The sequence below is a fragment of the Geomonas sp. RF6 genome, assembly GCF_021044625.1.
In the GTDB taxonomy this organism is placed as follows: domain Bacteria; phylum Desulfobacterota; class Desulfuromonadia; order Geobacterales; family Geobacteraceae; genus RF6.
The window spans coordinates 3,650,589-3,663,083 of sequence record NZ_CP087999.1 but is presented as its reverse complement, the minus strand read 5'-3'; the positions used below and the strand labels follow the sequence as shown (position 1 = coordinate 3,663,083).

Below are 12,495 nucleotides of genomic sequence, written 5' to 3'. Positions count from 1 at the left end.
GGAAGGTACCACCACTTCAGCCAGATAGCAGCTTCACCCACCCCCTGTCCCCCTCCCGTCAAGGGAGGGGAACCTTTCTGACGCTGGCTCCCAGGGATTCGCAGATGAGCCGTTCCTGAGAGAGAAGCGTGTAGCGGCACAAGCGGCCCGGTTACAGCCTCCGGTAGAGAAAGTCCGGTATGTGGTGCCGGCGCTTGTTAAAGATCATGCCGAGCACCCTGCCGCCGTTTCGCTCCGTCTGCTCCTTCAGCGCAAGTGCCACGGGCCAGCGGGTGCGGTCGGCTTCAAAGACGAGGATGACGCCGTCCACCTCCCCGGAAAGCGCCAGGGTGTCGGGAGAGTTCCCCACCGGGGAGGAGTCGATCAGGATGTAGTGAAAGGACCCCTTCAGCTCGTCGAGGAAGTTCGTCACCGCCGGGATTTCGAGGGTGACGGCCGGCTGAAGCGACGCGGGGGAGAGAAAGAGGGTCGAGGTTCCGACCTGGTGGCATGCCTTCTCGGCGCACCCTCCGCTTTGCACGACGTCGATCCAGCTCTCCCCCTGCACCAGGTCGAAATGCAGGTGCTGGGTCGGGTTGTGATGCGCGGCGTCCAGTATCAGGACGCTCTTCCCCAGCCGCTCGGCAGCGGTCCTCGCAAAGATGCGGACGACCGTGGAAACCCCTGCTCCTTCGTGAGAACCGATGAACTGGAGCGTTTTCTGCGGACGGTCGGGAAGGAGGTTCTCCACGCTGCGGTACAGGGTGAACATCTCCTGCTGCAGCAATTTTTCTCCACCCGCGTCGCGTAACGGTGAAGGGGTGGGAATGGTTTCCGCGGCAACCTCGCCGCGGTACAGGAAGAGAAAGCCCCCTTTTTCCTCGCCTGCTGCGGGTTCAGCCCTCTTCAGTGCCTGCTTCATCTTCGTCATCTCTGCCCCTTTTTTGGATCTCGGAAAGTCAGCCTGCCAGCTCCCCCCTTCCCTTAGGCGGGTTCATCCGGGAACTCCGGGGGATGGTCGCTACAAGGATCCGGGTGCCAGCGCGCTGGAGCGCAGGCATCTTGCCTGCGATGGCGGCGCAGCCGCCACACACCGCGCGGCTGGCGCCGCGGCTACAGGCTGGGAAGCCTGTGCTCCAGCGCGCCGCCAGCGTCCCCTCAACGCCTCCCCCCGCAAAGGGTGACGGGACCGGCGCTCAGGATATATCTCTGCAGGGTCGCCAGTTCTCCCCGGTGTAGGTGATCGTCGCCAGGAGCGGGATGCCGAGCTTTTCCGCGGCGTCCTCCGGAAAGGAGAAGCTCTGGGAGGTGTACTCGGAGAAGAAGGCGAGTCCGAGGGCGCAGATCCCCCCCAGCATGACTGCCAGGACCAAATTCAGCGCCTTCTTCGGCTTCACCGGCTTCGACGGCACCGTCGCCTTCTGGATCACGCTGATGTCGGCGAGCTGCAGCCTGTTCATGTTGTCGGAGATCCTCGCCGCCTCTGTCCGGTCCCGATACGCCTGGTAGTTCTTCTCATCGACCGCCCGCTCCCGCTTCAGCCTCTGGGTCTCCTTCTCGTTCAGGTCGAGGGCGCGGATCTCCTGGTCCACCTGCGCAAGCTGCTGCCCCAGCGCCGCCGCCCTCGCCGACTGCGAGCTCAGCTCGGACTGCGCCTTCATGAGCTCTATCTCCACATGCTGGTACACCGCGTTCCCCGTCTTCACCTTGCTGCTTATGTCCGCCTCCTGCTCGCGCATAAAGCCCTGCACCATGCGGATGTCGTTGCGCACCTCCTCCACCAGCGGGTTCTTCTCCGTGTACTTCTTCAGGAGCTCCCGTTCCTTCAGCTGCAGCGCGAGAAGGTTGCTCTTCGCCTGCACGATGATGCTGTCCCGCTCGGAATTGGTGTAGAGCCCGCTCTTGCTGGACACACCGTGCATCTGTCCGGAGAGTGTCCCGATCTTTCGCTTCAGCTCCTGGACCGCGTCCTGCGCGTACTTCCAGGAGGTATCGAGATCGGTCCTTTGCTTCAAAAGGAGAGTGCGCTGCTCGTCGAGGGAGAAGACGCTGTTTTTCCTTTTGAAGTCCTGGAGGGTGTTCTCCGACTGGCTGAGCTTCTGCTCGTACATCGCGAGCTGCTGCTCCAGGAAGGCGGACTTCGGATCGCTGAAGACCTGGAGGTGCTTTTCGGTGTAGTACTGCACGAGAAGGTTCACCCCTCTCGCGGCGACCCGGGGATCCTTGTGCCGGAAGGACACGAGGATCACGTTAGACTTCTTTATCCCCTCCACGTTGAGCCCCCTCCTGAAAGAGGCGATCGCCTCCTCGCTCGGGGGAGCTGCCGCCGGGCCCGCGGAAAGTTGCGGATCGAGGTGCTCCGCCCTGAGCTGGACGATGACCTTCCTGATGAGGTCTGGCTGAGTCAGGATCTCGATCTCGGAGTTGATGAGCTCCTCCTGGTTTAGCGACATGATCGCCTTGTTGTCGCCGACGCCGGGGTTGTTCAGGTACTCACGGCCGATCTTCACCAGAACGCTCGACTTCCCCTCGTAGATGGGGGAGCGGAAGAAGGTGACGATCATGACTGTGCCGACGACGGCAAGAAGGACCGTCAGCATTTGCCACTTGTGCTTGAAAAGGACGGTCAGCAGCTCCCTGAGGCTGCGGGTATGGCTGTGCTGGCAGATGGAGCTTTTTTCCATGACGGCACTCTCTCCTGCGTAACGCTTCACTTCTGAAAGTGGCTTGGGCGGTGGTTTAGCCGCCGAGATAGGGGCGAAACCGACCTGAGAGGGGGTCCGCCTCGATGAAATTGACGCGAGACATGCGGGGTAACCCCGCCGTCGGACCAATTATCGCTGACGACATGGAGGGGGGGTATGACCCAAACTATTGATAATCTTGAACCTGCAGGGTGGTTTTTAGTCGCACCGGGGTATTAATACCTTTGGGTGCAGCGGGAGAGGGAGACAGGTGGAAAGGGGACTCCCGTCGGGCTCGGGGCTCGGGTACCCGGTGCTGCGTGGACAGGTTGACGGTGGTGGATTTGGTGGCGTTCGGGAGGGGTGGATCGTTGCGGGACTGTCCCAGTTGCGGTCAGAGGAGGTCCGGGCATTTTTCGCCGGCGCTGACGAGCTGCGACATGAGCTGATGCCTGGTGGAGACGTTGAACTTCTTGAAGATGCGACTCAGGTGGGACTTCACGGTCTGCTCGCTGATGCACAAGAGGTCGGCGATCTCCTTGTTCTTTTTGCCAAAGCTCACCTGCTCCAGGATTTCCTGCTCGCGGGCGCTGACCTTCTTCAGCTTGTTTGTTTGGAAAACGCTCCCGGCAGTGAAGAGGACAGACTTGAGGCTGCTGTTGTCTATCCAGATCTGCCCTTCGTAGACGAGTTTCAGAGCCTTTTTCGCCAGCTCCGCATCTGCGTCTGTGGAGAGGATGCCGGCGGGCTTGTGCAGGAGAAAGAGGGTGATGACGTCGTCCTGCGGCAGACCGGTGTCGAGGAGGATCAGCTTTGCCTCAGGCCATGGCAGGTCGCTGCCGAGGTTCCTGGAATCGATGATGATGACGTCGGGGGTGAAGGCTGCCTGTAGCGCACCATCGTCGATGCGAAAGACGTCTTCTGCATCTTCAGCTTCGAGAAGAGCCCTGAGAGCCTCAGCTATGAGGCGACTCTCAAGTTTTATCAGTATGTTCATTTTTTTTATTGCCCCGTGGCGGGTAACTCTCCACGCCGCCCCTGCACTGGTGCGACTATCTCTGCGACTGCGTCGGCTGCAGCGACTGCGTCGAAAAATTAACATATGCCAATAAAATTTAAGCTGTAACGGCGCGAAGTGTCAAGGGAACCGGCGCCTTCCGCCCCCCTCCCCCGCATTTCCAGGCACAAAAAAGCCCCGGGGGCGGCCCGGGCTCTCAATGCGTCACTGATCATATTTCGCGATCTCCTGCTACTTCTCCTCGTACCCGTCGGAGAGGGTCTGCAGGAAGGCGACGAGCGCCGCCACCTCTGCAGAGGTGAGCTTCAGGTCCCCGAGGTCGTTGGTGTCGATATTCTCGGCCACCTCCGGGGGGGGGAAGCACGACGGCTCTCCGGAAGGGAGCAGGGGCGGGTTCGCCACGTTGCACTGCGGCAGCACGTCCCTCAGGTTGTAGAAGTCGATGATGTCATCGAGGCTCTTGAAGTACCCGTTGTGCGCGTATGCCTTGATGAAGTCGGAGGAGATCCTCTTGTCGACGTTGCGCAGGGTCGGCGTCCTCTGCTTCCCCATGTTTTCGGCTGCAAATGCAGTGAAGTCCCTGGCAGCGCCGCTGCTGTCGGTCATCCCTGCTGTTTTGGCGAGGAAGCCCCCGAGCCCCTTGTCGATCCATTCCACGCCGTCAGGATTCCACTTCGGCGGCATACCGTCGAAGGGGTTGGCCGGGTTCTTCGGCACGCCGAGGTTGTGGTACCGGAAGTCTGTGAAAAGCGGGAAGCGGCTGCCGTGCATCGGCTGGAGAAAATGGCAGCTCGAGCAGTTCCCCTTCGTGTTGAAAATCACCAGCCCCTGCAGCTCGAGGTCGCTCAGGCCGCGATTGGCGAACCTGCTCTTGTTCATGCTGTTGATCATCCGTACCGGCGGCCTCAGCGTCTCGGTATTCTTCCAAAAGATGTCGAACCTGGAGCTGAACGGGCTTACCTCCGCCGACCGCTCGTAGGCCGCGATGGAGCGGGCGATCCTCTCGTAGGTGCCGTTAACGTCCTTCACGCAGTCAAGCGATCCCGCTCCCCACACCTCCTCAAAGAGCGGCGCGTATTCCGTCCTCATCACATTGAGGCACACGTGCTTCGCGTTCGGATTGTTCTGCTCCAGCGGATTGAGGAACGGTCCCATGGCCTGCTCCGCGACCGGATCGCCGAGGGTCCAGCCTGTAGCACGCCCATCCCAGAAAATGCCGCCGACAAAGGAACCGGGCTCCATGCCGCCCATGCCGCCCCCCATTCCTCCACCCACGCCGCCTCCCATGCTGCCACACATACCCATGTCGCCGATCCCGCCACACTGGTGCAGGATCGGGGTGAACCCGGCATACGCAGAGGTAGGGGGCTTGCGGTTGCCGAACCGGGTGTGAACCACCCCCTCGTACACCGCTCCGCCTGCGTTAAGTGCCGCATCGGGACCGGTCCAGCCGACGGCGGGGTCGTGACACTCGGCGCACGACTGTCCCGGCGGGTTGGAGAGTGACGGGTCAAAGAAAAGCTTCTTGCCAAGAGTCTCCAGCGGGGAGAGTTCCACGGCACCTGCTGTTACAGCAAGAAGAAGCAGCGGCACGACTGCCAGTAATCCTTTCGCCTTCATGGTTCCTCCTCGGATGCAAGTGCGTCTTGCGATCCTGTTGTAGTGGATGCGGCATGACTCCATCCGCGTGCCTCTCTCAACTAACGGAGGCCCCCTGCTTCGACAGACAGGGAGAAGGGTATCGGGACAGCAGCATACGAAAAAATGTTCCACTATCAGGTGAAGCTTCTCGATGCTCTTTACCATTAGGTACCTCGTGCAGGAAGGAAAGCGCCGCTTTGAGAGGGTGCCTCGCCACGCACAAGGTAGCACGCACCGTGCCCACAGAGTTGAGGCAACGGATGCGGAATCTGGACTGTGAGGAGGTGAGGTGATGCGCTGCAGATGGCAGGAAAAAGAGGGGGAATCAAGCGGAACACGCGGTAAAGAAGCTCCGGAACCAGGAGGTCGGCAAGATATGCTGCGGCGGTACGTTTACAGGTTGTAAAAGTGTTGAACAGGCAGACGGCACTGCCACAGGGATCGGGCTCTAACGGTTAAACAAAAAGTACGCACCTTCGGCTCCTTTTATTCGGGCACAATATCATGTTTCCTCTGCTGGAGTTCAAGAACAAGTACGGGTCAGATCTGTCCACCACGGCCGAAGCCCATGAATTTCGTGGCGAAACGGAGCGTCACATCCCGAAGCTCCTCGGTGAGAAGGGCAAGGGTCTTGCCGGCAATCTCCGGCGGCACGCCACCGTAAAACGCCTCGGCGATACTGCCGGTGATGCAGGCAAGGGTGTCGGAATCCCCTCCCAGGGAAATGGCGAGCCGGATCGCGCTTTCAAAGTCGCTGGAATCAAGAAAGGCGATGATCGCCTCGGGAACCGTCCCCTGGCAGGAGACGTCGAAGCGGTACGCGGGGCGGATCATCTCGCAGGTGCGGGAAAGGTCGTAGCGGAAGGTGGCGGAGATATGCCTCCTGATCTCCTCCCTTGAACTGCCGCTGCGTGCCAGAAAGATCGCGGAGGCCGTGGCCTGTGCCCCTTTTACCCCTTCGGGATGGCTGTGGGTGATGACAGTACATGCTTCGGCGCAGGCAAGCACCTCCTCCAGCGAATCGAATGCCCATGCCACAGGGCTGATCCTCATGGCCGCCCCGTTGCCCCAGCTGTTGTACGCCCCGTCGATATGGCCGGTGGCCCACCGGCGAAAGGTCCCCCCGTACCCCGCATCCGGGTAGCGATGGTAGTACGCGCGCAGGAGTGTCTCGTAGCCCTTGCCGCTGAGGAGCGCATCCGCCAGCGCGACGGTGAGTACCGAGTCATCGGTGAAGCGGCATGCATCCCCGAAGAGAGGAAAGTCGGTCGTCTTTATGTTCTGCCACTCGTAGATGGAGCCTATGATGTCCCCGGTCAACGCGCCGATCATCGATCCCCCCCTTTTTCCGGAATACAGCGATTGTAGCACCCGTACCGCCCCCCCCAATGCTCTTTCTGCGCCGCCTGTGTGGGCTCTCAACTCCCGATTGCCAAAAAGTGACAGGTCACTATAGTTTTATCTGGTCCAATGGCTCCACGCTCCGGAGACTCGATGGCTGCGTACCTCGTCACCGTCTTTCTCAGTTCGTTTCTCCTCTTTCAGGTCGAGCCCCTGATCGGGAGGTACATCCTGCCGTGGTTCGGGGGGAGCCCCGCCGTGTGGACGACCTGCATGCTCTTCTTCCAGGCCATGCTCCTCATCGGCTACGGCTATGCACATGCAGTCACCACGGCGCTCCCGAAAAAGCAGAGTATCACCCACCTCGTCCTCCTTTTTGCAGCTCTTCCCTTTTTGCCGATCGCCCCGTCGGCGGCTCTGTGGAAGAAGGTCTCGGCAGACTTTCCGGCCTGGGAGATCCTGTTGCTGCTGCTGGCCAACATCGGGGTGCCTTATCTCGTCCTTTCCGCTACCGCTCCTCTCCTGCAGCACTGGTTCGTGCGCGACTATCCCGAAAAATCCCCGTACCGCCTTTACGCACTTTCCAATGCCGCCTCACTCCTGGCGCTGGTAACGTACCCTTTCGTGGTGGAGCCACACCTTGCGCTTCGCGAGCAGGTATCTGTCTGGAGCTGGGCCTTCTTCGTTTTCGTCCTGTGCTGCGCCTGGTGCGCCGCGCGCCACCTCTCCCCTCCGGCCGCCGGGGCGGAAAGGGGAGAGGTGAACGCCGAAGACCCGGCACATGAGCGGGGCGCCCTTTCTGAAAGTGACGCCTCGGTTCCGGCAGGATTGATCGTTCTATGGCTCATGCTCTCCGCCTGCGGCTCGGCCGCGCTTCTTGCCACCACGAACCAGATCTGCCAGGAGGTGGCGGTCGTCCCCTTTCTGTGGATCGCCCCCCTCACCCTCTACCTGACCACCTTCATCATCTGCTTCAACAGCGACCGCGCGTACCATCGCACCTGGTGGGGAGTCCTTTTTGTCGGCTCCGCCATCCCCGCCTGCGCCGTCCTGCACGCCAGGGTCGGCACACCGTTGCCGGTCCAGCTCCTCGTCTTCCTGGGAGCCCTCTTCGCCTGCTGCATGGCCTGCCACGGTGAGCTCGCCCGGTCGCGCCCGCACGCGGAGAAGCTCACGGCATACTATCTCATCATGTCCGCCGGCGGGGTCATCGGCGGCATCTTTGTCGCCCTCCTCGCCCCCGTTGCTTTCGACGGCTTCTGGGAGCTCCCGATCGTATTTACGGTATCTGCCGCGGTGCTGGCCTGCGCGTACCGTCGCGAGGGGATTCTGAGCCGCTCACGCCCTTGGCGCACCGCCTGCGCCGCAGCCGTCGTCCTCGCCTTTGCCGGCTTCACCGCATACCACCTTTCGGTTCTCGACAGCGGCACCGTGGCGCACAGCCGAAGCTTCTACGGCGTTCTCAGGGTCGTCACCTGGAGCGACCGCCGCGGTCCGGTGCGTCTTCTGCTGAACGGCAGAGTCTCCCACGGCTTCCAGTACACCGATGCAGCGCTCCGGACCACTCCCACCAGCTACTACACACCCTCAAGCGGCGCGGGGCTCGCCCTGCGCTATCATCCGAACCGTCGCCGGGGCGCCGCTTCACGCTCCCTCCGGGTCGGGGTCATCGGCCTTGGCACCGGGACGCTGGCGGCATACGGGAAGGGTGGCGACACCTTCCGCTTCTACGAGATCAACAACGACGTCATAGCCTTTGCCGACAGGCACTTCACCTTCCTGCGCGACTCCGGGGCGAAGGTGGAAACGGTCCCCGGCGACGCGCGCATCGTGCTGGAGTCGGAACTTGCCGGCGCGGGGGGGCAGGAGTTCGACGTACTGCTGGTCGACGCCTTCACGAGCGACTCCATTCCGGTCCACCTCCTGACCCGCGAGTGTGTGGAGATCTACCGCCGCCATCTGAAGAGGGACGGACTGCTCCTGATCCACGTGACGAACCACTTCCTCGATCTGGTTCCGGTGGTAGTGACGCATGCACGGCAGATGGGCCTTCAGGCTGTAAAGGTGAACTCATGGAAGGATGATGCGGGGGGGCTGGAGGCGACCTGGATGATAGTGACCGCTAACCGGGAATTCCTGGAGCAGGAAGAAGTAATCTCCAGGATCGCCGCGCGCGGGGGTGAAAAGAGACTCACGAGAGAATGGACCGACGACTTCGTGAGCCTGTGGCAGATTTTGAAATGGTGACGCCGGGTCAATAACGCGGGGTCAGGCTTTGCATTTTGGGATTTGCGAATCTATAGCGAGATGCAAAGCCTCACCCCGCTCTCTTTACCGAATGAGCCCCCGATCAACCGAATGTTGCCGCCGGAAGAAGCCTCCCGGCGGTGGTTCCACAGCATTCCAGGCAATGAGTTGCCTGATGGTGCCGAAGACCCGGATGCATGGTGTGGCTTTGCATTTGCCGATTCCAGACGAATCCCCAAATGCAAAGCCTGACCCCGCTCGTCTTCAGACCCCGATTAGGCGAATGCCGCCGCTTGCGGCGGTGGTTTCGCCACCTCCCGAGAAAAAGGCCCTGATGGTGTTGATGATGCGGCTTACCTCATCTTCCCGCAGCTCGGGGTATATCGGTAGGGAGAGGACTTCGTCCGCGGCGCGCTGAGCTCCCACGCTGGCCGACCCTTCCGTGCGAAGCGGTGCCACCCGGTCCAGCGGCGTGGGGTAATGCACCATCGTCTCGATTCCCTCCTTCCGGAGAAATTCCCGGAGCGCCCCTCTTTCTCCGGAACGGATGACAAACTTGTGCCAGTTGTGCGTGGAGCCGGGGCGGCGCTTCGGCAACCCCACCCCCGGAATCCCTGCCAGCCCCTCCAGGTAGCGTGCCGCGACCTCTTCCCGCTTCTTGATCCAATCCCCCAGCAGATCGACCTTCAGGCTGAGAAGCGAAGCGTGCTCCGAGGGCATCTGGCTGTTGTACCCCACCATCTCGAACGCCCCGCTTTTCATATTCTTCCCGTGGTACCTCAGGGGGGTGGCTGTGGCTGCAATGTCGGGGGAGTCGGTGAGGAGCATCCCGCCGCTGCCGAAGGCACCTATCACTTTCGTCGGGTCGAAGCTGATGCAGCTCGCATCCCCCATGCTTCCCGCTCTCCTCCCGGCAAAGGAGCTGCCGAACGATTGCGCGGCATCTTCTATGACGCGAAGGCCATGGGTGGAGGCAAAGCGCTCGACCTCGTTCATGTCGAGGCACTGCCCGAAAAGATGGACCGCGATCAGACACCTGGTCCGCGGCGTCACCCTCGACGCCGCATCGCGCAGATCCATCATGTAGTAATGGGGATCTATATCCACAAAGACGGGAACCGCCCCCACCCTCGCTATGCACGATGCGGAGGCGATGAAGGAGAAGGCGGTCACCAGCACCTCATCCCCCTCCCCCACCCCGCAGGCTGTGAGGGCAAAGGCCAGGGCGTCCGTGCAACTCCCGAGCGCCACCCCGTACCTCCTCCCGCATAGGGAGGCGACCTTTTCCTCCAGCTCAGTAACCGGCTCTCCCTGCAAAACCTTCCCACTCGCCAGCACCAGCTCGATACGGGTCATGATCTCCTGCCGGTGCGCTGCAAACTGGCGGTCCAGTGCGAAGAAGGGTATGGGCGTCATAGGCATTCTCCACGAAAAACCGGTGGTACTTCTCGATCCCGGACTCCAGGTCGTATCGGGGGACCTATCCGAGGAGGGTGCGGGCATTGGTAATGTCGAGGGCGCCGCGGACCGGCAGGCGCCGGTCCGGCTGCCGGTACTCGATTTCCGTTCCCGGTACGAGGTCCGCGACGATTTGTGCCGCCTCCGAAAGGGTACGCCCTTCTCCCCTGGCGATGTTGAAGACATGCGAGGAGGCTTCCGGGGCAAAGGTCGCGCGGGTGATCCCCTGCGCCACGTCCTCCACAAAGGTGAAGTCGAAACGGAGATCTGCTCCCTTCACGACGATCGGCTTGCCGTCAAGGGCGTTTCTCAGGAAGTTCGCCAGCACGTGGTCGTTGCCGTCGGACGGGCCGTAGATCGCGGTCGGCCGCACGATGGCGTAGTCTATCCCGTACAGCGGACAGAAGGTCCGGGTAATGACCTCGGTGCAGTACTTGTACGCGCCGTAGATCTCCTTCGGCGCCTTCGGGTGCTCCTCGTCGGCGGGCGCATACACGAAGTCGCCATAGACCATGCTGGAGGAAATATGCACGTACCTCTGCAGATCGGGGAGGTCCTTGATGCACATCAGCGTGTTGTTCGTGCCGCGCACGATCGCTCGGAAAGCCTCCTCCGGCGCCTCCATGGAAGTGGGCGCCGGCGGCACGGCGGCGAGGTGGATGACGTAGTCCGGGTTGAAGGCAAAGAGGGTATCGCGCAGCAGCACCGCTTACCACGTGGGAGCCGACGAAACCCATACCACCAGTCACGAATACTCTACTCATGTGGGGACTCCTTTTGCTGCCACAGAATAGTACCCGTCTCGGATGATTAATCAGAAGACGTTATCGCCGCGGGTGTGCAAGTCGAAAGATCGAGGTGTTCCATATCGAAAGATAGAGGCGCTCCGACGCCGGGGGGGGGGGGGCGATCCGCCCTCCTCTTCGCCGAAAAATCAAGTGGTTGCAGCATGAAAAAAAGCCGTAAAGGCTCACTTTGTTATAATGTTCCTTAGGCGTTACCACGAGGTGTCTCATATGAAACCACAATTGCTGATCATCGTCCTTGCCGCAGTTTTGTGGGGGGACACCTCGACCTTCGGCGCAACTGCACTCCCGATAGGCGTCGTGAAGTCCGCCGCAGGAAAGGTCCTCGTCATGAGAGGGGGGAGCGCGATCGGGGTTTCACAGAACGACAAACTGTACCGCGGAGATGTGGTGGAGACCGCCTCCGACGGCAAAGCCGGACTGGTCCTCGAGGATGATACGATGATCTCGCTCGGCCCGAGGAGCAGGATCGCCATCGAGGAGTTCATTTTTCACCCGGAGCAGGGAAGGCTCTCTCTCGTTACCAGGATCTTCCGGGGCACGGTGTCCTTCATATCCGGAAGAATTGCGAAGCTCGCCCCCAGCCTCGTACAGATCATGACACCGCAGGGCACCGTCGGCGTCCGCGGGACGCATGTCCTCATCAGGGTCGGCTGATACAGAAAAAGGTCGCGCCTCACGGGGCGCCGCACAGGATTGGGTGATCCATGCGCACGATCATACCGGGCACACTGCTGTTTCTTCTGGTCCTCCTCACCTGCAGTTGCGCCCAAAACACCCTCGTGGCTCTCGTCCCCGATCCCGCCGGGGGGACCGGGAGGCTGACGGTGACCAACAAGGGGGGAAGGGTCGCCATCGATGCCCCGTACCGGGCGACGACTGTAGCCGACGAAGCGCATGCGCCATCGGCGCCTCTCCCAGTCAAAAAGGATCGTCTGGAGAAGATGTTTTCCGAAGCTCTCTCCATGGAGCCGCCGCGGCCGCTCCACTTCCTCCTCCACTTCAGGGAAGATACGGACCTCGCCCCGGAGTCGGTGCAGCTCCTCCCCCAGATTGTCGCAGCCATCGGTGACCGACGCTCCGGCTTCATCTCCATCGTCGGACATTCCGACACGCTGGGGACGAAGGAGTACAACCTCGATCTGGCGCATAAAAGGGCGGTGACGGTAGAACAGCTCCTGGTCGGCCGCGGGGTCGACCCGAAGACCATCACCATGACATGGTACGGCGAGAAGGGGCTCCTGATCCCTACCGGGGACGACGTGTGGGAGCAGAAGAACCGCGCAACGGAGGTCGTCGTCAGATAATGGGATGAGTCGAT

10 protein-coding genes are annotated in these 12,495 nt (G+C 61.4%); 3 read left to right on the top strand and 7 right to left on the bottom strand.

Annotated elements, in window-relative coordinates:
• Nucleotides 1–151: 151 nt before the first annotated feature.
• The 5 genes from LPW11_RS15725 to LPW11_RS15705 form a co-directional block, all read right to left on the bottom strand.
• Complete coding sequence (locus LPW11_RS15725; protein ID WP_230994821.1) at nt 152–910, bottom strand: CpsD/CapB family tyrosine-protein kinase; 759 nt, start codon at nt 908–910, stop codon at nt 152–154.
• Between the two features lie 265 nt (nt 911–1,175).
• Nucleotides 1,176–2,663: a GumC family protein gene (locus LPW11_RS15720; protein ID WP_230994820.1), complete on the bottom strand. Its 1,488-nt coding sequence runs from the start codon at nt 2,661–2,663 to the stop codon at nt 1,176–1,178.
• A 394-nt stretch (nt 2,664–3,057) separates the two neighbouring features.
• Nucleotides 3,058–3,660: a response regulator transcription factor gene (locus LPW11_RS15715; protein ID WP_230994819.1), complete on the bottom strand. Its 603-nt coding sequence runs from the start codon at nt 3,658–3,660 to the stop codon at nt 3,058–3,060.
• Between the two features lie 252 nt (nt 3,661–3,912).
• Nucleotides 3,913–5,301 (bottom strand): cytochrome-c peroxidase, encoded by a 1,389-nt coding sequence (locus LPW11_RS15710; RefSeq protein ID WP_230994818.1) that lies wholly within the window; start codon nt 5,299–5,301, stop codon nt 3,913–3,915.
• A gap of 561 nt (nt 5,302–5,862) precedes the next feature.
• A complete protein-coding gene (locus tag LPW11_RS15705) occupies nt 5,863–6,654 on the bottom strand; it encodes an ADP-ribosylglycohydrolase family protein (RefSeq protein ID WP_230994817.1) in 792 nt (263 codons plus the stop codon).
• Between the two features lie 162 nt (nt 6,655–6,816).
• On the opposite strand from LPW11_RS15705, the gene LPW11_RS15700 reads away from it, so the two are divergent.
• Entirely contained in the window at nt 6,817–8,910 is a 2,094-nt protein-coding gene (locus tag LPW11_RS15700; protein WP_230994816.1) for a fused MFS/spermidine synthase, read from the top strand.
• A gap of 264 nt (nt 8,911–9,174) precedes the next feature.
• Here LPW11_RS15700 and LPW11_RS15695 read toward each other — a convergent pair whose 3' ends face one another.
• Nucleotides 9,175–10,326: a DegT/DnrJ/EryC1/StrS family aminotransferase gene (locus LPW11_RS15695; RefSeq protein WP_230994815.1), complete on the bottom strand. Its 1,152-nt coding sequence runs from the start codon at nt 10,324–10,326 to the stop codon at nt 9,175–9,177.
• 64 nt (nt 10,327–10,390) lie between these two features.
• The gene (locus tag LPW11_RS15690; RefSeq protein WP_230994814.1) at nt 10,391–11,074 is read right to left on the bottom strand and encodes an NAD-dependent epimerase/dehydratase family protein; all 684 of its coding nucleotides are present in this window, start codon (nt 11,072–11,074) and stop codon (nt 10,391–10,393) included.
• A gap of 310 nt (nt 11,075–11,384) precedes the next feature.
• Here LPW11_RS15690 and LPW11_RS15685 point away from each other — a divergent pair, with 310 nt between their 5' ends.
• Together LPW11_RS15685 and LPW11_RS15680 are read left to right on the top strand one after the other, a co-directional pair.
• On the top strand, nt 11,385–11,831 hold the full coding sequence (locus tag LPW11_RS15685; protein WP_230994813.1) for a FecR family protein: 447 nt from the start codon (nt 11,385–11,387) through the stop codon (nt 11,829–11,831).
• Between the two features lie 50 nt (nt 11,832–11,881).
• On the top strand, nt 11,882–12,481 hold the full coding sequence (locus tag LPW11_RS15680) for an OmpA family protein (RefSeq protein ID WP_230994812.1): 600 nt from the start codon (nt 11,882–11,884) through the stop codon (nt 12,479–12,481).
• Nucleotides 12,482–12,495: the final 14 nt, after the last annotated feature.

Excerpts from the sequence above, each read along its gene's own strand:
- LPW11_RS15725 (WP_230994821.1), bottom strand. The coding sequence starts at position 910 with ATGACGAAGATGAAGCAGGCACTGAAGAGGGCTGAACCCGCAGCAGGC.
- LPW11_RS15720 (WP_230994820.1), bottom strand. The coding sequence starts at position 2,663 with ATGGAAAAAAGCTCCATCTGCCAGCACAGCCATACCCGCAGCCTCAGG.
- LPW11_RS15715 (WP_230994819.1), bottom strand. The coding sequence starts at position 3,660 with ATGAACATACTGATAAAACTTGAGAGTCGCCTCATAGCTGAGGCTCTC.
- LPW11_RS15710 (WP_230994818.1), bottom strand. The coding sequence starts at position 5,301 with ATGAAGGCGAAAGGATTACTGGCAGTCGTGCCGCTGCTTCTTCTTGCT.
- LPW11_RS15705 (WP_230994817.1), bottom strand. The coding sequence starts at position 6,654 with ATGATCGGCGCGTTGACCGGGGACATCATAGGCTCCATCTACGAGTGG.
- LPW11_RS15700 (WP_230994816.1), top strand. The coding sequence starts at position 6,817 with ATGGCTGCGTACCTCGTCACCGTCTTTCTCAGTTCGTTTCTCCTCTTT.
- LPW11_RS15695 (WP_230994815.1), bottom strand. The coding sequence starts at position 10,326 with ATGACGCCCATACCCTTCTTCGCACTGGACCGCCAGTTTGCAGCGCAC.
- LPW11_RS15685 (WP_230994813.1), top strand. The coding sequence starts at position 11,385 with ATGAAACCACAATTGCTGATCATCGTCCTTGCCGCAGTTTTGTGGGGG.
- LPW11_RS15680 (WP_230994812.1), top strand. The coding sequence starts at position 11,882 with ATGCGCACGATCATACCGGGCACACTGCTGTTTCTTCTGGTCCTCCTC.